This window comes from Streptomyces sp. NPDC021115 (genome assembly GCF_044333065.1).
GTDB lineage: Bacteria > Actinomycetota > Actinomycetes > Streptomycetales > Streptomycetaceae > Streptomyces.
Genome location: NZ_JBIRQF010000001.1, coordinates 848040 through 867409, shown reverse-complemented (window position 1 = coordinate 867409; position 19370 = coordinate 848040). Strand labels below are relative to the sequence as shown.

At 70.8% G+C, this 19370-nt stretch carries 17 protein-coding genes; 12 read left to right on the top strand and 5 right to left on the bottom strand.

Features of this window, described 5'->3' with window-relative positions; genetic code table 11:
• Positions 1-50 precede the first annotated feature (50 nt).
• Together ACH4TL_RS03935 and ACH4TL_RS03930 are read left to right on the top strand one after the other, a co-directional pair.
• The gene (locus ACH4TL_RS03935) at positions 51-1058 is read left to right on the top strand and encodes an ATP-binding cassette domain-containing protein (RefSeq protein WP_398312593.1); all 1008 of its coding nucleotides are present in this window, start codon (positions 51-53) and stop codon (positions 1056-1058) included.
• Positions 1058-1921 carry an ABC transporter permease gene (locus tag ACH4TL_RS03930; RefSeq protein WP_398312596.1) on the top strand — a complete coding sequence of 288 codons (864 nt, stop codon included), beginning with the start codon at positions 1058-1060 and terminating at the stop codon, positions 1919-1921. The genes ACH4TL_RS03935 and ACH4TL_RS03930 overlap by 1 nt, the downstream gene beginning before the upstream one ends.
• Positions 1922-2011: 90 nt before the next feature.
• Here the strand turns inward: ACH4TL_RS03930 and greA are convergent, their stop codons facing one another.
• The gene (gene greA / locus ACH4TL_RS03925) at positions 2012-2509 is read right to left on the bottom strand and encodes a transcription elongation factor GreA (RefSeq protein WP_398312599.1); all 498 of its coding nucleotides are present in this window, start codon (positions 2507-2509) and stop codon (positions 2012-2014) included.
• 207 nt (positions 2510-2716) lie between these two features.
• Complete coding sequence (locus ACH4TL_RS03920) at positions 2717-3127, bottom strand: DUF4307 domain-containing protein (protein ID WP_398312602.1); 411 nt, start codon at positions 3125-3127, stop codon at positions 2717-2719.
• Between the two features lie 96 nt (positions 3128-3223).
• On the opposite strand from ACH4TL_RS03920, the gene mca reads away from it, so the two are divergent.
• Both mca and ACH4TL_RS03910 read left to right on the top strand, forming a co-directional pair.
• A complete protein-coding gene (mca, locus tag ACH4TL_RS03915; protein WP_398312604.1) occupies positions 3224-4096 on the top strand; it encodes a mycothiol conjugate amidase Mca in 873 nt (290 codons plus the stop codon).
• A 7-nt stretch (positions 4097-4103) separates the two neighbouring features.
• Positions 4104-4349, top strand: coding sequence for a hypothetical protein (locus tag ACH4TL_RS03910; RefSeq protein ID WP_398313687.1), 246 nt, complete (start codon positions 4104-4106; stop codon positions 4347-4349).
• Between the two features lie 92 nt (positions 4350-4441).
• Here ACH4TL_RS03910 and ACH4TL_RS03905 read toward each other — a convergent pair whose 3' ends face one another.
• From ACH4TL_RS03905 to ACH4TL_RS03895, 3 genes are all read right to left on the bottom strand, one after another.
• Positions 4442-7744: a tetratricopeptide repeat protein gene (locus ACH4TL_RS03905; RefSeq protein WP_398312607.1), complete on the bottom strand. Its 3303-nt coding sequence runs from the start codon at positions 7742-7744 to the stop codon at positions 4442-4444.
• Positions 7745-7904: 160 nt separating this feature from the next.
• Complete coding sequence (locus ACH4TL_RS03900) at positions 7905-8699, bottom strand: SDR family NAD(P)-dependent oxidoreductase (protein WP_398312610.1); 795 nt, start codon at positions 8697-8699, stop codon at positions 7905-7907.
• Positions 8700-8752: 53 nt separating this feature from the next.
• A complete protein-coding gene (locus ACH4TL_RS03895) occupies positions 8753-10036 on the bottom strand; it encodes an MFS transporter (RefSeq protein ID WP_398312613.1) in 1284 nt (427 codons plus the stop codon).
• A gap of 117 nt (positions 10037-10153) precedes the next feature.
• Here ACH4TL_RS03895 and ACH4TL_RS03890 point away from each other — a divergent pair, with 117 nt between their 5' ends.
• The 8 genes from ACH4TL_RS03890 to ACH4TL_RS03855 all read left to right on the top strand — a co-directional run bounded on the left by ACH4TL_RS03890 (position 10154) and on the right by ACH4TL_RS03855 (position 19270).
• Positions 10154-10621 (top strand): MarR family winged helix-turn-helix transcriptional regulator, encoded by a 468-nt coding sequence (locus ACH4TL_RS03890; protein WP_398312616.1) that lies wholly within the window; start codon positions 10154-10156, stop codon positions 10619-10621.
• A 1027-nt stretch (positions 10622-11648) separates the two neighbouring features.
• A complete protein-coding gene (gene lxmK, locus ACH4TL_RS03885) occupies positions 11649-12767 on the top strand; it encodes a class V lanthionine synthetase subunit LxmK (RefSeq protein ID WP_398425143.1) in 1119 nt (372 codons plus the stop codon).
• Positions 12764-13807: a T3SS effector HopA1 family protein gene (locus ACH4TL_RS03880; RefSeq protein ID WP_398312622.1), complete on the top strand. Its 1044-nt coding sequence runs from the start codon at positions 12764-12766 to the stop codon at positions 13805-13807. Before lxmK ends, ACH4TL_RS03880 begins: the two co-directional genes overlap by 4 nt.
• 62 nt (positions 13808-13869) lie before the next feature.
• Positions 13870-15678 carry an ABC transporter ATP-binding protein gene (locus tag ACH4TL_RS03875; protein WP_398312625.1) on the top strand — a complete coding sequence of 603 codons (1809 nt, stop codon included), beginning with the start codon at positions 13870-13872 and terminating at the stop codon, positions 15676-15678.
• Positions 15675-16292 (top strand): flavoprotein, encoded by a 618-nt coding sequence (locus tag ACH4TL_RS03870; RefSeq protein WP_398312628.1) that lies wholly within the window; start codon positions 15675-15677, stop codon positions 16290-16292. Before ACH4TL_RS03875 ends, ACH4TL_RS03870 begins: the two co-directional genes overlap by 4 nt.
• Positions 16289-17050: a class I SAM-dependent methyltransferase gene (locus ACH4TL_RS03865; RefSeq protein ID WP_398312631.1), complete on the top strand. Its 762-nt coding sequence runs from the start codon at positions 16289-16291 to the stop codon at positions 17048-17050. The genes ACH4TL_RS03870 and ACH4TL_RS03865 overlap by 4 nt, the downstream gene beginning before the upstream one ends.
• 70 nt (positions 17051-17120) lie before the next feature.
• The gene (locus ACH4TL_RS03860) at positions 17121-18053 is read left to right on the top strand and encodes an ABC transporter ATP-binding protein (RefSeq protein WP_398312634.1); all 933 of its coding nucleotides are present in this window, start codon (positions 17121-17123) and stop codon (positions 18051-18053) included.
• Positions 18050-19270: an ABC transporter permease gene (locus tag ACH4TL_RS03855; protein ID WP_398312637.1), complete on the top strand. Its 1221-nt coding sequence runs from the start codon at positions 18050-18052 to the stop codon at positions 19268-19270. The genes ACH4TL_RS03860 and ACH4TL_RS03855 overlap by 4 nt, the downstream gene beginning before the upstream one ends.
• Positions 19271-19370: the final 100 nt, after the last annotated feature.

The following is a 19370-nucleotide window of genomic DNA, read 5'->3' as shown; positions in this document are numbered from 1 at the left end:
ATTGAGGGGACGCGTCCCAACCCGGGAACACCCAACTCTGGGAGTGCCACATGCCAGGCGCGATCCATGCCGAGGGCCTGGTGAAGACCTTCGGTGACGTAAGAGCTCTGGACGGCGTCGACCTCGACGTGCCGGACGGAACCGTGCTCGGACTGCTCGGCCCGAACGGCGCGGGCAAGACCACCGCGGTGCGCGTGCTCACCACGCTGCTGCGCCCGGACAGCGGATCGGCGGTGGTCGCGGGGGTGGATGTGCTCAAGTACCCCAACGAGGTCCGCCGGTCCATCGGCCTGTCCGGGCAGTTCGCCGCCGTCGACGAGTATCTGACGGGCCGGGAGAACCTCCGGATGGTCGGACAGCTGTACCAGATGGGCGCGCGCGAGGCGAAGGCCCGCGCGGATGAGCTGCTGGAGCGGTTCCGCCTGGCGGACGCGGCCGACCGCACCGCCAAGACGTACTCCGGCGGCATGCGCCGCCGCCTCGACCTCGCCGCCGCCCTGGTCGTCAGCCCGCCCGTGATGTTCATGGACGAGCCGACGACGGGGCTCGATCCGCGCAACCGGCAGGCGCTGTGGGAGGTCATCCAGGAACTGGTGGCGGGCGGTACGACGCTGCTGCTGACCACCCAGTACCTGGAGGAGGCCGACCATCTGGCCCATGACATCTGCGTGATCGACCGTGGCAAGGTCATCGCCCGCGGCACCTCCGACCAGCTCAAGGCCCGCATCGGCGGGGAGCGGGTGGAGGTCGTGGTGCACGAGCGCGAGCACATCGCGATCACCGAGCAGGTGCTGCGGGTGCTGGGCAAGGGCGAGACCGCGGTGCAGGAGCACACCCGCAAGGTCACCGTGCCGGTCGTCGGCGGGGCCAAGCTGCTCGCCGAGGTCATCCGCGAACTGGACACCCGTGGCGTGGAGATCGACGACATCGGGCTGCGCCGCCCGACGCTCGACGACGTGTTCATCTCGCTCACCGGCCATGGCGCCGAGGACGGCGCCGACGGCGGCGACACGGTGAACGGCGCGGAGAGCGGCGGCGCTCGCGAGGGAGGCAAGTGATGGCTGTTGTCGAGGAGTCCGGCGCCACCGTCGCCACCGCCCCCCGGCCGCGCGGCGGACCGCTCGCGGGGGTCCGGGACTCGCTGGTGGTCGCCCAGCGGAATCTGATCCGGATGATGCGGATTCCTGAGGTAGTCATTTTTGGCCTGATTCAGCCCATTATGTTCGTGGTGCTGTTCAGTTATGTGTTCGGCGGCGCGATCATGGTGCCGGGGCAGGCCAGTGCGGACGCCGATGTCTATCGCGAGTTCCTGATGGGCGGGATCTTCGCGCAGACCGTCACCTTCGCGACGGCGGGCGCGGGCGCGGGGATCGCCGACGACATGCACAAGGGGCTGATCGACCGGTTCCGCTCCCTGCCGATGGCGCGCGGCGCTGTGCTCACCGGCCGTACCCTCGCGGATCTGGTGCAGACGGCGCTGACGCTGGTGGTGCTGGCGATCGTCGCGCTCATCGTGGGCTGGCGGGTGCACGACGGCATCCTGAGCGCGCTGGGCGCCTTCGGGCTGCTGCTTCTGCTCGGTTACGCGTTCTCGTGGATCGGCGCGCTGATCGGGCTGACGGTGCGGACGCCGGAGGCTGCGACGTCCGGCGGGCTGATCTGGCTGTTCCCGCTGACCTTCATCTCGAACGCGTTCGTGCCGTCCAGCAAGATGCCCGAGTTCCTGGGGCACATCGCGGACTGGAACCCGTTCAGCGCCACGGTGCAGGCGTGCCGGGAGCTGTTCGGCAATCCGCAGGGCGTGGTCTCGGACGCCTGGCCGATGCAGCATCCGGTGCTGGCGTCGGTGCTGTGGTCGGTTGCGATCATCGTGGTGTTCCGGACGCTGTCGGTCCGGAAGTACCGCTCGGCGACCGCCTGAGGACCGGTCCGGGGCGCGTCATGCGGCGAGCCCCCGACCGTGTCCGGTCGGGGGCTCGCCGAGCGTCGTGTGGGCGTTCGGGAGGGCGTTTCAGCCCTGGTAGGGCTTGGCATCCAGGATGCGCACCGATGCCGTACGGCCGTTGGGAAGCTCGTACTCGGCGTCCTGGCCGACCTTCTTGCCGTTGACGCCCGTGCCCAGCGGGGACTGCGGCGAGTAGGTCTCGATGTCCGCGCTCGCGTACTCACGTGAGGCGAGGAGGAAGGTCAGGGTGTCGTCCGGGTCGCCGTCGAAGGCGATGGTGACGACCATGCCGGGGGCGACCACGCCGGTGTCCGCGGGTGCCTCACCGACCTTCGCGTGCTCCAGGAGCTGCGTCAGCTGACGCACGCGCAGCTCCTGCTTGCCCTGTTCCTCCTTGGCGGCGTGGTAACCGCCGTTCTCCCGGAGGTCACCTTCCTCCCGGGCAGCCTCGATCTTCTTCGCGATCTCGATACGTGCCGGACCCGACAGGTACTCCAGCTCCGCCTTGAGCTGGTCGTACGCCTCCTGGGTCAGCCAGGTGACGTTCTCGCTGGTCTGGGTCACAGGTGCTCCTCGTCGGTGCTGGGAATACAAATGAACGCCCTACTCAGAAGGGTGCGCCTTCAAAGCCGGGCGAAACCACGAGCCTAACAATTCCGACAGGAAACGGGGAGGAGGGAACTCAGCTCCATGCGCATGAACCGGGGCAAACCCGGCCAGTCCGGACGTGCCCGATCCGGTGCCGCTCCAGCGCCCGGTCCGGTGCCCGGTTCAGCTCTTCGCGGCCGCTTCGCAGCCGACCAGCTCGGCACTGGTCGCACGCGCGGTGGTACGCACCGTCACGATCTTGACCATGTCGTCCTGGCGCTGGCCGAAGGTGAAGCTCTTCCGGCCGACCTCGTCATGGGTGGTGTCCAGGGTGCGCACCGTGCAGACGGCGGTGGAGTCCTTGTCCTTGGTGATCTCGAGCCGGGCCTCGACGGTGTCGTTCGCGGTCACCTTGAAACCGGTCAGCTGACCGCTGACGTCCTGCTCGATGACGTACGCGTACCCGAACCAGGCGATCAACGCGATCAGACCGGCACCCAGCACCGAACCGATGATCTTCAGCTTGCGGTCGGCCCGCTCATCCGCGGAGCGGCCGTAGCGCCCCTCGGGCAACGCCTGGCGCACCGCCGACATGATCGCTTCCTCCTGCTCGGGAGACCCGGAATTATTCGGGCCCGCTGTGGGTCACTATAGAAGCCGTCTTCCGCGACGAATCACTGAGGATCGAACTTGACTGAGCAGCTGCGTTTGATGGCCGTGCACGCGCACCCGGACGACGAGTCGAGCAAGGGCGCGGCCACGATGGCCAAGTACGTGTCCGAGGGGGTGGACGTGCTGGTCGCGACCTGCACAGGCGGTGAGCGCGGGTCCATCCTCAACCCCAAGCTCCAGGGGGATCCGTACATCGAGGAGCACATCCACGAGGTGCGCGCCAAGGAGATGGACGAGGCGCGCGAGATCCTCGGTGTGAAGCAGGAGTGGCTGGGCTTCGTGGACTCCGGGCTGCCCGAGGGCGACCCGCTGCCCCCGCTGCCCGAGGGCTGCTTCGCGCTCCAGGACGTGGACGAGGCGGCGGGCGCGCTCGTCAAGCTGATCCGCTCCTTCAAGCCGCAGGTCATCACCACCTATGACGAGAACGGCGGCTATCCGCACCCCGACCACATCATGACCCACAAGATCACGATGGTGGCCTTCGAGGCGGCCGGGGACCCCGAGAAGTACCCCGAGGCGGGCCCGGCCTGGCAGCCGCAGAAGCTCTACTACAACCAGGGCTTCAACCGGCCGCGCACCGTCGCCCTGCACGAGGGGCTGCTCGCGCGCGGGCTGGAGTCGCCGTACGCGGAGTGGCTGGAGCGCTGGAAGACGTTCTCCCGGCGCGAGCGCACCCTGACCACCTATGTGCCCTGCGCCGACTTCTTCGAGATCCGTGACAAGGCGCTGACCGCGCACCGCACGCAGATCGACCCCGACGGCGGCTGGTTCCGGGTGCCCATGGACGTCCAGAAGGAGATCTGGCCGACGGAAGAATACGAGCTCGCGAAGTCGCTCGTGGATACCTCCCTCCCCGAGGACGACCTCTTCGCGGGCATCCGCAACAATTGACCCCATGATGAGCGCGACCAGCACCCTCGCCATGACGCATCTCGTCCCGCTCGCCAAAGATCTGGACGAGAACAAGGTGACCCCCGGCCTGCTCGGGTTCGTCGTCTTCGCACTGATCGGCGGCGCGGTGTGGCTCCTGATGAGGTCCATGAACAAGCACATGAACAAGGTGGACTTCGAGGAGGAGCCGGAGCCCGGTGAGGCCCGGGCCACCGCCTCCCCGAAGGGCGCCAACGGGGAGCGCACGGCGTAACCGGGGAGCGCACGGCGTAACCGGGGAGCGCACGGCGCAGAGGCACCTCCTTTCCCGGGTCCGGCACGGGCTCGGGCCGGGCCCGCACGGGCTCAGGCGCGGGGGCCGTCCAGAGCCACGGCCATGACCTCGCGGGAGCGGCGGCTCGGCACCATGCCGAGCTGCCAGGCCTGCCATCCCGTTTCCGGCTCCACGCCGCGCTCCAGCACCAGCGCGAACGCCTCCGCGCACTCCTCCAGCCGGGGATCGCCGCCCGCCGCGGCCCCGCCCGGCTCGCGCAGCTCCCTCCGCAGCTCCGCCAGCTCCTCCTGCGCCACCGCCGTGCCGATGACCGAGCCGCCCGCCGAGGCGAACGGCAGCAGCGTGCAACGCAGGAACCGGGCCCAGGACCCGCCGCGCCGGTCCCCGTACCCGGCGAACAGCGCGGCCGCCTCGTCGACCAGCTCCAGCGCCTGCGCCGCCCGGCCGTTCCCCGCGTCGATCACCGCCAGCTCGACGCACGACCACGCCTCGCCATGGGCCACCCCCACCCGGTGGAAGTCCTGCCGGGCGTCCTGCAACAGCTGCCGCGCGAAGCCGCTGTTGCGCAGGGAGCCGGTCTGCGCCGCCCGCAGATCACGGGTGACCCGCGCCGAGTGATGCCGGGCACAGGCCAGCCCGTACACATCCCGCATCCGGCTGAACATTGTGCGGGCCCGCTCCAGATCCCGTACCGCCGCGTCCCGGTCGCCGCGCTCCTCCAGCGCCTGGCCCAGGTAGTACAGCGTCCACGCCTCACCGCGCGCGTCCTCGTTGTCCCGGTGCCGGGACAGGGCCTGGCGCAGCTGCTCCACGGACGCCGACGGCTCCCCGGCCACCAGCCGGGTGCGGGCCAGCATGGTCAGCGCCCACGCCTCACCGCGCTGGTCGTGGGTGCGGTCATACGCGCCCAGCGCCTCCCGCAGCTCGGCCTCCGCGCGCCCCACATCGCCCATCCGCAGACACGCCTGGCCGAGCTGGAAGTGCGCCCACGCCTGACCGTGCAGGCTCTCGGACTCCTCGTGCAGCACCAGCGCCTGCCGCAGCAGCTCCAGTGCCTCGGCGAGCTGCCCGCGGTCCCGCTCCACGGCGGCCAGCGCGTGCATCGTCCACCCGCGGTCACCGCGCAGCGCGTCGTCGGACTCCTGGAGGGCCAGCGCCTCGCGCAGCTTCGCCGCGGCCTCCACCAGATTCCCCTGGTGGTGCAGGGTGATGCCCAGGCTGCACAGCGCACGGGCCGCGCCCGCCTCGTGCTGGGCCTCGAAGTACAGGTCGACCACCGACGACAGCGTCGTACGCGCCTGGTCCAGCTCGCCCAGCTGACGCGCGGCGATACCGGTGCGCCACTGCACGGACCGCACCAGCAGCCCCTGGTCGACGGCCTGGGTCAGCTCGCTGATCTCGCCCAGCCGGTACAGGTCGCCGCGCAGCAGGCAGTAGTCGCACAGCGCGCCCAGCAGATGCAGCACCGCGGACTGGTCCACGCCCTCCGCATGGCGCAGCGCAGCAGTGATGAAGCTCGACTCGTCGTCCAGCCAGCCCAGCGCCGCGTCCAGCGAGGTGAAGCCGTGGCCGCCCGCCGCGCCCTTGGTGAAGACATCGGCACGCGTGGACGTCTTGCCGTCGACCAGCCGGATCACCGAGTCCGCCAGCTCGGCATAGCTGCGGATCAGCCGCTCCTGGGCGGCGGTGCGCTGCTCGGGCTCCTCCTCGTCCGCCAGCCGGGCGGCGGCGAACGAGCGCACCAGGTCGTGCAGCCGGTAGCGGCTGCCGCGCACATGCTGGATCAGCCCGGCCCGGCCCAGCGCGTCCAGATGGCGGGCCGCCTCCTCCTGGTCGGCGCCCAGCAGCGCCGCGGCCGCCGCCGCGCCCAGGCTCGCCCGCCCGGCCAGCGCGAGGCGCCGCAGCAGCCGCCGGGCGTCCTCCTTCTGGTCCGTGTACCGCAGCCACAGGGTGCGCTCGACCGGGCCGACCGGCCCGTACGCCTCGAGGTCGGTGGCGAGGACGGCGGGGGTGCGGGGGCCGAGGGAGGAGCCCGCGATGCGCAGCGCCAGCGGCAGCCGCCCGCACAGCTCGGCGATCCGCTCCACGGACTGCCCGTCGTACGGGCCGGGCCCGGCCGGGTTCTCCGCGGAGACCCGCAGCAGCTCCTCGGCGCCCGACTGGTCCAGCGGGCCGACCTCCAGCCGGTGCACCCATGCGGCGAGGTCCGGCGGCAGGTCGAGCGGGGTGCGCGAGGTGACCAGGATCAGGCTGTCGGACCGCTCCGGGACCAGCGTGCACACCTGCTCGGCGTCGCTCGCGTCGTCCAGCACGATCGTGACGGGCAGCCCGGTCAGATGCTGGTGGTACAGCTCGGTGAGCCGCTTGAGGTGCTGGTCCTGGCTCGCCCGCTCCCGGAAGAGCAGCTGGTCGCGGGGCGCGCCGAGCCGGTTGAGCAGATGCAGCAGCGCGTCACGGGTCGACAGCGGGGCCTGCTCGGGGCTGTCCCCGCGCAGATCCACCAGGCACGCGCCCCGGAACTGGTCGCGCAGCTCATGGGCCGCCCGCACGGCCAGCGTGCTGCGGCCCGAGCCCGGCGGGCCGTCCAGCAGCACCACCGTCGGCTTGGTCTCGGCGCTGGCCCGCGCCTGGTGCACCCACTGGGCGATCTGACCGGTCTGCGCGCGGCGCCCCGCGAACGGGCCGTCCGCCTGGGGGAGATGGCCGAAGGACTGCTCCAGTACGGTGCGCCTGCGGGCCGCCTGGCTGCGGTCCGCGCCCCGCAGCCGCGGCGCCTGCACGCCGGAGGTGGACGAGGAGCGCTTGGCGCGGGCGCCGCTCTGGCGGGTGGCGGCCGACGTCATCCGGTGCTGGTCGATGAACGGCCGGATGCCCCGCACCTCGACCGCAGTCAGCCACTGGAGCCGCAACTGCTCGGGCCCGCCCGGCTGGTTGCGCAGCGCCGCCTGGCGGTGGGCGGCGGGCCAGTGCGCCGCGGTGAGCTTGAGGACGGCCGCGGCCGACCCCGCCACCGCCGCGGTCACGCCCGCGCCCAGCGCCGTGCCCGCCGAGGTGCCGAAGGTGAGGTCCGCGCCGATGGCGGCGGCCGCCGCCACGCCCGCGGTCAGCGCCGGGGTCGACAGCCGCTCGCGCCCCAGCATCGCCGAGAGCGGTCTGCTGCCCGCCGCCGCCTCGTCCAGCGCGCGCACATACGCGCCGTACTCCTCGGCGGCGGTCGCCGCCATCTCGTCCAGCGAGCCCCGCGCGCGGCTGAGCAGCACCCCGCCGTCCGTGCGGCCGCCGGAGCGCCGCACCTCCTCCTCGACGGCTCGCGTCAGCAGCCGCTCGATCTCCGTCCGGTGGCTGTCCCGCAGCACGGCCAGTGAGCCCGGCATGTGATCCCCCTCCTTGCACGAGCGCCACGCGTGAATCGCGCGTTGCTCCCCAAGTCTTCCGCTTCTGCCTCATTTCCGGCAGCCCTGTGGATAACCCCCCTGTGGACAAACGGCTTTCCGCGTGCGGATGAGGCGGGTGGGGGAGGGAGGGGCGGGAGATTCAGGGGAGGATCGAGTCGACGTAACCACCGTCCACGCGTACGGCGCCGCCGGTGGTGGCGGAGGCGTACGGCGAGGCGAGGTAGACCACGAGGTGGGCGATCTCCTCGGGCTCGATGAGGCGCTGGATCAGCGACTGCGGGCGGTACTTCACCATGAACTCGCGCTGTGCCTCGTCCCAGGGCAGCTCGTCGCCGACGAGTTCGCGGACGAACCCCTCGACGCCGCCGGTGTGAGTCGGCCCGGCGATCACGGAGTTGACGGTGACTCCGGTACCGGCGGCCTCCTTGGCGAATCCGCGGCTGACGGCGAGCAGCGAGGTCTTCGTCATGCCGTAGTGGATCATCTCCGTCGGAATCACCACGGCCGAGTCGCTGGCGAGGTTGAGCACCCGCCCCCAGCCCCGCTCCTTCATGCCGGGCAGGTAGGCGCGGATGAGGCGTACCGCGGAGAGGACGTTGACCTCGAAGTACCGGCGCCACTCGGCGTCGTCGATCTCCAGCGGGGGCGCGGAGCCGAAGATGCCGAGGTTGTTGACGAGGATGTCCACCCGCGGGACGGCTTCGAGGACGGCGCGGGTGCCGTCCTCGGTCGCCAGGTCCCCCACGGCGCCCGTGACGTGCTCGTTGCCGGTCTCGGCGCGGATGGCCCGGACGGTCCGCTCGACGCGCTCCGCGCCGCGGCCGTTGACGACGACGTGGGCGCCCGCGCGGGCGAGGCCGGTGGCGATGGCCGCCCCGATGCCCTGGGTGGAGCCGGTCACCAGCGCGGTCCGGCCGGAGAGATCGATCTGCATGGCAGAGCCCTTCTGTAAGCGGGGGGTTGGCGCACGGGACGTGCGGGGGAGGGTCAGGAGACGACGCGCTCGGCTTCCGCCCTGTCTGCCGCGTCTGCCGCGTCTGCCGCGTCCGGCGCGCCGGACGCGCTCCGCGCGTCGGCCGTGACCCGCGCCGTGCCGGACGGCGGGCCGGAGGCCGCGACGCGCGAGCCGGTGCGCAGTTCCAGGCGGTGGGAGACGACGGCCAGCACCAGGGCGGAGGCGGCCAGGGCGGCGCCCACGGCGTTCGGCGCGGTGTAGCCGAGGCCGCCGGAGATGACGAGGCCGCCGAGCCAGGCGGCCAGCGCGTTGCCCAGGTTGAACGCGCCGATGTTGACGGCCGAGGCCAGCGTCGGTGCGCCGTGGGCGTGGTCCAGGACGCGCTTCTGGAGCGGCGGGACGGTGGCGAACCCGAGCGCGCCGATCAGGAAGACCGCCGCGACCGTCGTCGCCTTGCCCGAGGCGAGGACGGTGAACAGGAGCAGGACCAGCGCCAGTCCGCCGAGCGCGGTGAAGAGCATCGGCATGAGCTTGCGGTCCGCGAACCGCCCGCCGATGAGGTTGCCCGTGACCATGCCGACGCCGAAGACGACCAGGAGCCAGGTGACGGAGGACTCCGCGAAGCCGCCGACCTCGGTGGCCATCGGCGCGATGTAGGTGATCGCGGCGAACACACCTCCGAAGCCGAGCACGGTCATCACCATGGCCAGGACGACCTGTGCGTCCTTGAACGCGGCCGCCTCGTGCCGCAGCCGTACCCCCTCCGGCTTGGGGACGTCGGGCACCAGCAGGGCGACCCCGGCCAGGCCGAGCACGCCGAGGGCGGCGACGATCAGGAAGGTGACGCGCCAGCCCGCGCTCTGGCCCACGAAGGTGCCGAGCGGGACGCCGACGACGTTGGCCACGGTGAGGCCGGTGAACATCATCGAGATCGCCCCGGCCTTCTTCTCGGGGGCCACCAGCTCGGCGGCCACGACCGCGCCGATGCCGAAGAACGCGCCGTGGGCCAGTGAGGCCACCACCCGGCCGGTCAGCATGACGGCGAAGACGGGCGCGAGGGCCGAGATCGTGTTGCCGAGGATGAACAGGCCCATGAGCAGCATGAGCATGTTCTTGCGGGAGATCTTGGTGCCGAGGGCGGTCATGACCGGGGCGCCGGCCATGACGCCGAGGGCGTAGCCCGTGACCAGGTATCCGGCCGTCGGCACGGAGACGCCGAGGTCAGCGCCGACCTGGGGCAGCAGGCCCATGATCACGAATTCGGTGGTGCCGATTCCGAAGGCCCCGATGGCCAGGGCCAGCAGTGCGAGGGGCATGGGGAGGTCCTTTGATGTGGGCGAAGAGCGTGCGCGGCGATAGTGCGCAGGGAGCGATTGTAGGCATGGACAATAGTTGCACACGCCGACTAATGCAAGCGCGGGTATAGTGGGTCCATGGCTGCCACCGATCCGGCGATGACCGCCCTGGCGCAGGGCTGGTGCGCCCTCTCGCTGCTGCACGGCCGCATCGAGGGGCGCGTCGAGCGCGCCCTCCAGGCCGGTCACGACCTCAGCGCGCGCGAGTACTCCCTGCTGGACGTCCTCAGCCGCCAGCACGACGGGGAGGGCGGGCACCTCCAGATGCGTCAGGTCGCCGACTCCGTCGTGCTCAGCCAGAGCGCGACCACCCGGCTGGTGACCCGGCTGGAGGATCGCGGGCTGCTCTCGCGCTACCTGTGCCCCACCGACCGCCGCGGCATCTACGTCGACGTCACCGACAAGGGGGCCCGCCTGCTGGAAGAGGCCCGCCCCACTCATAACACCGCCCTGAGTGAAGCCCTCGAACAGGCGTCCGCAGAACCGGAACTGGCGCCGCTCGTGCAGGCCGTCAAGCAGCTCCAGAAGGTGGCCCCGACCGCCTGAGCACCTATTTCTTGCGCGAATGGGCGACGGTCAACGCGTAAACTCGGCCCCTTTCGCGTGTGAATGGCGAGAGGTGTGGCGTTGGGTGGTGGAATTCGGGGAATTGGTCCGGCACATGTGGAATCTCGAATTCCATCGAAAATGATCACAGTGTGACGTCGATCACATGGGTAAAGTCTTGATCAAGTGGATCCGATGGTTCATATACTGTCGGGACGTTTGGTGCCCCAGATGGACCGACGCTTCATCGCCGGCCCTCCGGGTGCGGCCGCCGCGTGCCTGTGCAGCGCAGTGGTGTGGTCTCAGTCAAGGGGGAAGTTCATGCTTTTTGGACGAGTTGATCAGGGCGCCTCGCTCGAGGACTTCGCTGCCGGATAGGGCCCCCAGGTGCAGACCTGGTCGATCGCGGCCGCTCGGTGAGCAGTAATTCGCGAATTCCCTCCATTTATCAGAAGCCCTGCCCGACCTCCAGGGGTTTTCTGCTGGGCCGTGGAGCCGGTTCCGCCTGTCCCGGTGCCTGATCTGCGCCCGCCGGACGGTCGTGCGGCCGGGTGAGCAGTGCTTCTCTGTCCTCGGGGCGAGGTCCCCTCAAGCCTTTCATCGCCTCGGAATCCGGCGCCTCACCGCCGGACGATCATAAGGTTGTAAGGTGAATTCAAGTAGTTCCTTGAGAGATCCCCACGTCGCATTGAGAAACGATCACTTGAGAATCCTTCAACTTGTCTCCCAGGGCTGCACCATGGCGCAGGTCGCCCGCCGCATGGAGATGAGCGACCGCACACTCCGGCGTAAACTCCGGTCGATATGCGACCACGTCGATGTGGAAACCCCGATCGAGGCAGTGGTGTGGGCTGTGCGCCGAAGAATCATCTGACCTGAAGTCACCCCGCGGTGCCGCGCCCCGGCGCCATGACGGGCCGGTCCGTCGAGCGGTCATCCCGTACCGCATCCAGTGCGCCCCTGCCACTGGTGGCCGATGCCGGACAATTCGTTGTCCGGCGGCATCGGCCCAGGATAGAAAGCGTCTGTGGCAGGCGAAAACATTAAGTACCAGGTCCGGTCTTCCGCGTCGGTTGTCGACACTCCCGTGAGTGCGGCGGTCGAACAGCTGCTGAGTCAGCTCGGGTTAGGTTCACTGAGCGCCTCGGACGTCTACTCCTATCCAGGCCGGAACGAGAACTGGTCGGGTATCACGGACACCGGAAATTCGGTATTCGTGAAACAGCTCAGGGGGAGTGCCCAGGAATCCCTGAAACGCTACCGAAGGGTCTTGGCGTTCGAGCGTCTGGTGAAGGATGGCGCCCGGCCTTTCCCCCGCCCCGCGTTCATCGGGGGCGACGAGGAACGGCGGCTGCTGGTGTTCCGGATGCTGGACGACGTCAGGTCCGGCAGCGAGCTCGCCGCTGACCAGGAGTTCACCGAGGCCATGTCGGCGGAGGCCGGTCGCACGCTGGCGGCGTTGCACCGACTCCCCTTCCGGGCCGAGGACTTCCCCGAGCCGGACCCCCACCCTTACCCACCGGTCGAAGACCTCCGCTCGCTGCCACTGGAGATGTACGTCAACGCCACCGGCGCCTTCGTCCAAGCATGGGCGCTGTTGCAGCGCGATGCCGCGCTGCTCGAAGAGCTGGAGCGGCTGCGGGCGACCGAGGCCGGGGTCGCACGGGTGCCCGTCCACGGTGATCTGCGGCTGGATCAGTTCCTGCTCACCGACACCGCGTTCTACGTCAACGACTGGGAAGAGTTCAGGCTCGGCGACCCGGCACGCGATGTCGGGGCGTACGTCGGCGAGTGGCTGCACCGGGCGGTGCTGCGGATTCCCGGGCAGGAGACGGACGACGCGTTCTCCCCCGCGCTCACCCACGAGGACGTCGTGGCGCGCGGGAGCGGGGAACTGGCCCGCGTGCTGCCGCTGATCTCCGCGTTCCACCGCGGTTACCGCGAGGGCGGGGGCCCCGACGACGACGGACTCGTGGTGCGTGCCACGTCCTACGCCGGATGGCATCTGATCGACCGGCTGATCGCCTCGACCAGGGAGAGCGGCCGGCTGTCGGCCATCGTCCGGGCGGCGGCGGGCATCGGCAGGACCGCGCTACTCGACCCGCGGAGCTTCGTCTCCACGGTCGGACTCGGGGAGGCCCCATGAGCACGCACATCGAAGAGATCGCCACGTCCGGTCGCATGCCGGAGCCGCCTTCCGCGGACAGGGGACCGGTGCTCTCGGCCGGTCTCCGTCAGACGCTGGAGGACGTACGGATCGCGCCGGACGGCAGGACGGCCTGGGTACGGGACGACGAGGTGACCGCCGAGTCCGCGTCCGCGATGCGCTTCGTGCTCGCCCGCACCCTGTACGAAGTGCTGCACACCGGGCGCGGGGTCAAGGACCGCGAGCCGCCCAGGACGCTGCGCGCGCCTGACTTCGAGGCGCGACTGGCGAAGGCGACACCCCACCCGGAGACGGTCGCCGCGGTGATCCTCACCGGGCAGCGGTCGGCCGCCGGACGGCGGGTCGTGGAGATCGACGGCCTCCGGGTGGGCGTCCCGGACTCGGTGACGCCGCGGGAGACCGGGCGGCTGGCGGGCGATCCCGGACGCCCGGTGGCGACGATGAATCTCCCGTCGGCCCGCCCGTTCGTCTCTCCCGGCTTCTTCCTCGTGGACAGCGGCACGGGCCGCACCGGCGGTGGCGATCTGCTGCGGCTCTATCTGCGGGTGGCCGACCCTGACGCGGCGCCGGAGCTGTGGCACGCGGTACTGAGCGCTCTGGAAAGCCGCTCCGCGACCTATCGCGCGAAGATCATCTCGAATCCGGCGAGCCTGCCGCGCAACGACGGCATGGTCCTCTACCTCAGTTCGCGCTCCTGGCACGTCGTCGACGTGGTGACCGGAACCGCTCTCGCCACCGCCCTGCCGGAGGGGCCCGCTCCCGCGTTCGCCCATGTGATCGCGCCCGGTGTGACGGCCGCCTGGGAGCCGAAGGACGACCGTACGGGCATGCGTGGACTGAGCTTCGGCGAACACCGGGCGCATGTGGTCGCGCGGGCCTTCGTGGACGCGGCGGAACGGCGCCGCGAGCACCCGACGGCCGCCGAGCTGGCGGCGGCGTGCGTCGCGGCGAACGTGGACCCCGCCGACCCCGCCCGGAATCTCGACTCGACCGATTGGCCGTGGCACCGGGCCGCCTGAACCCTCAGCCGCGCCGACGACGGTGACCGGACGTCACCGCACACCGCAGGAGGTCCCACGCCATGGCCAGAGAACCACGCCCTGAAGACACCCGTGAACTGCGTGTCTTCACCCAGCTTCTGGAGGGCCGCAAGGCCGCCGTGGCCGCCGCCGTGGTGCTGAGTCTGCTCTCCGCCGCCGCCACCCTCGTGCTCCCCCTCCAGGTCCGCGATCTGGTGATGGCCCTCGCCGAGGACGAACGTCCCGTCGGTCCGCTGCTCATGATGGCGGGCCTCGCCGTGGGCGCCGGGCTGGCGGCGGCGCTCTCCTCCTACCTGCTCGCCCGTGCCGGTGAGGGCCTGGTCGCCGAGGCACGGTTCCGCGTCGTCTCGCACATCCTGACCCTGCCGCTGCGGCGGGTGCGGCGTGAGGGAGCCGGCAATCTGGTCGCCCGCGCCAACTCCGACAGCACGCAACTGCGCTCCGTCGTGGACGTCGGTGTGGCGCAGCTCCCGTCCTCGCTCTTCCTGGCCGTCGGCACTCTGATCGCCATGGGCATGCTGGACTGGGTCCTGCTGATCGTCGTGCTGGCCACCTTCACGATCGCCGGTGTCGGCATCTTCCTGTGCGTACGGTCGATCCGCAGTGGTGTGGAACGCCAGCAGAACGCCATCGGAACGATGTCGCAGCAGATGACGGCGGCCGTGCTGTCGCTGCCCACGGTCAAGGCGTTCCTCGCCGAACGCCAGGTGGCGTCCTCGCTGGGCCACAGCGTCGAGGACGCGCGCAAGGCCGCCGTATCGGTCGCGCGGATGACCGCCCTGGTCGGACCCACGATGCAGCTCGGTCAACAGCTCTCGATCATCGCGGTGATGGTCACCAGCGGTGCCCGGCTCTCCTCCGGGGACCTGGGCATCGGCGAGTTCGCCGCCTTCATCGTCTACCTGCTGCAACTCGTCTCGCCGCTGACCCTGCTGGTGTCGGGCGTGGCCCGGATGCAGAGCGGCCTGGCCGCCCGCCAACGTCTCAACAGCGTGCTCACCATCGCCCCTGAAGGCTCCGGGGCGAACTCTCCGGTCGTTCCGTCACCGACCGCGCCCGCGGTGGAGTTCGACGCGGTCACCTACACGGACGGCGGGCGCACCATCATCCACGAGGCGGCCTTCGCCGCCCCCGCGACCGGACTCACCGCCGTCGTCGGGCCTTCCGGGGCGGGAAAGACGACGTTACTCGGACTCACCGAGCGCTTCCTGCTGCCGGATTCGGGCCGTATCTCCGTCTGCGGGGTGCCGGTCGAGCGGTGGCCCCTGCACCAGCTGCGCGGTGAGATCGACTACGTCGACCAGAGCTTCACCCTCGTCGAGGGCACCGTGCGGCAGAACCTCCAGCTCGGGCAGGAGAAGGACCTGCCGGACGCGGAGCTGTGGCGGGCGCTGGAGGCGCTGGCGCTGCGCGGCGCCGTGGAAGCGCTGCCGGACGGTCTGGACACCGAACTGGGACGGGCCGAAGACCTGTCGGGAGGCCAGCGGCAGCGGCTGGCGGCCGCCCGCGTCCTGCTGCGGGACACACGCATCGTCATCTTCGACGAACCGACCTCGCAGCTCGACAGCGAGAACGAGGAGCGGCTGCGGGTGCTGATGCGCACCCTCGCGGCCGAACGCGCGGTGATCGTGGTCGCGCACCGCATCTCCACGGTGCAGGACGCCGATCTGATCGTGGTCGTGGACGAGGGACACATCGTCGACCGGGGTACGCACGAGGAGCTGCTGACGCGCTCCGCGCTCTATCAGGAGCTGGTGCACGGACAGTCGCTGCGGCGCGGTCCGGCGAGGCGGGCGGTCGACAGCGGCCCGGTGCCACCCGTGCCGGTGGCCGGGACGGCGGCCCGGTGACCGATACCGGGGGTGCGGTCGAACCAGTGGGGGCGCGGCGCCTGCTGGTGATCGGGACGGGTTCGGTGACCGCGGCCCATCTGCCCTTCTGGGCGAGCTGGCTGAAGGCCGGGCACCCCGGAACCGAGGTGCGGTACGTACTGACCGGGGCGGCCACCAGGTTCGTCACCCGGGAGGCGCTGGTCGCCATCGGCGGCTGCGACGTGCTGGCGGACCGGTGGCCCGACGAGCCGGAGCCGAGGGCCCGGCATGTGGACCTCGCGCAGTGGCCGGACGCGGTCGTGGTGCTGCCGGCGACGCTGAACTACCTGGCCAGACTGGCCATCGGACTGGGCGATTCGCCCTCTCTGCTCGCGCTTCAGTGCACGCGTGCGGCGATCGCGCTGGCACCCGCGCTGCCGCCCGGTGGCGCGGAGAGCGCGGCGTACGCGGAACACGCCGCCAAGCTCGGCGCGCGGCGCAACGTGATCGTCGTGCCACCTCATCCCGGCCGCAGTACGACCACGGGCAAGCGCGAGGCGTGGGCGCCCGCGGCCTTTCCCGTGGTGCTGACCGCGGCCGACCGGCTGCGGGCGGAGCTGGAAGCACCGGACAACTCACGGAGGCAGCCATGACCACCGAAACACCCCGGCAGACCGGGAGCAGCGCGTACGGGGAGTCGCTCGCGGACGTCTACGACTCGCTGTACCCCGCCACGGGCCCCGCCATCGACTCCATGGTCGCCTTCCTCCAGGAGCTGTGCCCCGCACCCGCCTCGCTGCTCGAACTGGGAGTGGGGACCGGCCGCTTGGCGATCCCGCTGGCCGGGCACGGCTACCGGGTGCACGGCGTGGACGCGTCCCCCGCGATGCTGGCGAAGCTCCACGAGAACGACCCCACGGGCGCTGTCACCACTTCGGTGGGCGACTTCGGCGCGCTGGCCGTCGGGGAGCGGTACGACCTCGTCCTCACCGCACTCAACACCTTCTTCATGCTGCCCACCCAGGAGCAGCAGATCAGCTGCCTCCGCGGCATCCACGACGCGCTGGCGGACGGCGGGGTCGCGGTCTTCGAGACGTACAACCCGCAGGTGTACCACCGGCTCACCGAGGCGACGACCCGGGTCGGCCATCTGGCGCCGGACGCGCTGCTGATCGACACGATCCAGGTGAACCAGTCGCTCCAGTCCGTCCTGGTCGTGCACACGATCATGGGCGCCGATGGCCTGCGGAAGGTGCCGGAGGTCAGCCGGTACGCCTGGCCCGCCGAGTTCGACGTGATGGCCCGGCTCGCGGGACTGCGGGTGACCGGCCGCTGGGCCGACTGGGACCGCGGCCCCGTCACGGAGCAGACGGAGAAGCATGTCTATGTGGTGGAGCGCCAAAGCGTATAGATAGCTTGACGAAGTGATGTGTTAACACAATACTCCAATGAGTTAACGCATTGCACGGGAGGTGCGCGACATGGCTGTGCGGGCGCTGGAGGTCGACGGCGTGCGGAAGAGCTACGGCAGACGTCAGGCCGTCGACGGCATGACCTTCGACATCCGCGCCGGTGAGCTGTTCGGCTTCGTGGGAAGCAACGGAGCGGGCAAGACCACCACGATGCGGATCATCCTCGGAGTCCTCACACCCGACGCGGGAGAGGTCCGGTGGCTCGGCCGTCCGGTCGACTTCGCCGCCCGCAGGCAGTTCGGTTACATGCCCGAGGAGCGCGGTCTCTATCCGCGGATGAAGGTCGGCGAACACCTGAGGTACCTGGGCGAGCTGCACGGCCTGTCACCCGCGGCCGCGCGGACGGCGGCGGGCCGGTGGATCGAGCGGCTGGCGCTCTCCCCGTACGCGTCCGAGGAGGTCCAGAACCTGAGCCTCGGCAACCAGCAGCGGGTCCAGCTGGCCGCCGCGCTGGTCCACGGCCCGAAGGCGCTGGTGCTCGACGAGCCGTTCTCCGGCCTCGACCCGGTGGCGGTCGACGTCATGCGTGACGTGCTCGCCGAACGGGCGGCCGACGGGGTCCCCGTCATGTTCTCCAGCCATCAGCTGTCGCTCGTCGAGCGCGTCTGCGACCGGGTCGGCATCGTCGGTGACGGGCGGCTCATCGCCTGCGGGACGGTCGAGGAGCTCAGCGAGAACGCCGATCGCCGACTGCTGGTCGACGCCCCGAACGCGGCCGAGGACTGGGCCGCGGGGCTCGCGGGGGTGGAGGTCGTGAGCCGCGAGGGCACCCGTACCCGGCTCCGCCTGGCGAAGGGCGCGGACGACCAGCGGGTGCTCCACGCGGCGCTGGCCACCGGGCCGGTCTCCGCCTTCGTGTCCGAACACCCGCCGCTGACCGAGCTGTACCGCGATCTGATCACCAGAACGGACCCGCCCGGGACCGAGGGCGGCGAGCGATGAGCACGGCGGCGCGAGAAGCGCCGGTCGAAGCGAGCGGTCAGGACTTACCGGCCCGCCGCGCCGTCGGCCTGGTCGCCCGGCGGGAGATCAACAGCCGGATGCGCACGAAGTCCTTCGTGCTGAGCACCCTGGGGCTGTTGCTCGGACTCGGCGTCTACGCACTGATCATCTTCGCCTCCGAGGACGGGCCGGCCAAGGTCGGCGTCGAGGGAGAGGCCGCGGCGATGCGCCCGGTGCTCGCCGCGGTGGCCGAAGAGGCGGGCGGCATCGAGTTCGTCGCCGTCGACGGCGACCGCACCGACCGGCTCCTGCGCGACGGGGAACTCTCCGCCGTGGTCGGTCACACCGATGGGCAGCTCACCCTGTCCGTGGAACGCGAGGCGGACGAGGACCTGCTGGCCCTGGTGCGAGCCGCGGCCGCCGAGGACCGCACCACCAGGGAACTGGAGCGCGCGGGCGTGGACCCCGTGGAGTTCCGGGAGCGGGTGGCATCGTCCACGGTGCGGGTCGACGCGCTGGAACCGTCGGAGAACAGCGCGGCCGAGCAGTTCGCGCTGATCCTTTCCTCCACCGGACTGCTGTACTTCTTCTTCGTCTTCTACGGGATCATGCTGGCGCAGGGCGTGGTGGAGGAGAAGACCAGCCGCGTGGTGGAGCTGCTCCTCTCCACCATCCGCCCCTGGCAGCTGCTCGCCGGGAAACTGCTCGGTGTGGCCGTGGTCGGCCTGACCCAACTCGTGCTGCTCGGCGGAGCCGCGGTGGTGCTCGCCCAGGGCACCGGAGCCATCACCCTGCCGACCGCCGTGGGCGGGACGCTGGTGACGCTGGGCGTCTGGTTCCTGCTCGGCTTCTTCCTCTTCGCCGCCATGCTGGCCGCGGCGGCCGCGCGGGTCTCACGGCAGGAGGACCTCCAGGGGGTGGTGCAACCGGTGATGCTGCTCATCACCGCGCCGTTCGTGCTGGGCATCTCCCTGTTGAGCAAGGACGCCCACGACCCGGTGATCGAGTGGCTGTCGCTCGTACCGCCGCTCAGCCCGATCCTGATGCCGGCCCGCGTACTGCTCGGCATCGCGCCGGTCTGGCAGCTCGTCCTCTCCCTGGTGCTGGCGGTCGCCGCCCTGGCCGGGATGACCCGCGTCGCCGGACGGATGTACGCGGGCAGTGTGCTGCGCAGCGGCTCCCGCGTTCCGCTCGCCGAGGCGCTGCGGCTGCGTTAGCGCCCCGATCCCCCCGCCCCTACTCGGAACCCACCCAACCGGCCTCCCTGGCTGCCTGACAAAGGAGTTACCTCATGAGCACCGCCCTCTGGATCGCCGT

What these genes read in the sequence shown, in the direction of transcription:
- ACH4TL_RS03935 (WP_398312593.1), top strand. Translation starts at nt 51, where the DNA reads ATGCCAGGCGCGATCCATGCCGAGGGCCTGGTGAAGACCTTCGGTGAC.
- ACH4TL_RS03930 (WP_398312596.1), top strand. Translation starts at nt 1,058, where the DNA reads ATGGCTGTTGTCGAGGAGTCCGGCGCCACCGTCGCCACCGCCCCCCGG.
- ACH4TL_RS03920 (WP_398312602.1), bottom strand. Translation starts at nt 3,127, where the DNA reads ATGTCGGCGGTGCGCCAGGCGTTGCCCGAGGGGCGCTACGGCCGCTCC.
- ACH4TL_RS03910 (WP_398313687.1), top strand. Translation starts at nt 4,104, where the DNA reads ATGAGCGCGACCAGCACCCTCGCCATGACGCATCTCGTCCCGCTCGCC.
- ACH4TL_RS03905 (WP_398312607.1), bottom strand. Translation starts at nt 7,744, where the DNA reads ATGCCGGGCTCACTGGCCGTGCTGCGGGACAGCCACCGGACGGAGATC.
- ACH4TL_RS03900 (WP_398312610.1), bottom strand. Translation starts at nt 8,699, where the DNA reads ATGCAGATCGATCTCTCCGGCCGGACCGCGCTGGTGACCGGCTCCACC.
- ACH4TL_RS03895 (WP_398312613.1), bottom strand. Translation starts at nt 10,036, where the DNA reads ATGCCCCTCGCACTGCTGGCCCTGGCCATCGGGGCCTTCGGAATCGGC.
- ACH4TL_RS03890 (WP_398312616.1), top strand. Translation starts at nt 10,154, where the DNA reads ATGGCTGCCACCGATCCGGCGATGACCGCCCTGGCGCAGGGCTGGTGC.
- ACH4TL_RS03880 (WP_398312622.1), top strand. Translation starts at nt 12,764, where the DNA reads ATGAGCACGCACATCGAAGAGATCGCCACGTCCGGTCGCATGCCGGAG.
- ACH4TL_RS03875 (WP_398312625.1), top strand. Translation starts at nt 13,870, where the DNA reads ATGGCCAGAGAACCACGCCCTGAAGACACCCGTGAACTGCGTGTCTTC.
- ACH4TL_RS03865 (WP_398312631.1), top strand. Translation starts at nt 16,289, where the DNA reads ATGACCACCGAAACACCCCGGCAGACCGGGAGCAGCGCGTACGGGGAG.
- ACH4TL_RS03860 (WP_398312634.1), top strand. Translation starts at nt 17,121, where the DNA reads ATGGCTGTGCGGGCGCTGGAGGTCGACGGCGTGCGGAAGAGCTACGGC.
- ACH4TL_RS03855 (WP_398312637.1), top strand. Translation starts at nt 18,050, where the DNA reads ATGAGCACGGCGGCGCGAGAAGCGCCGGTCGAAGCGAGCGGTCAGGAC.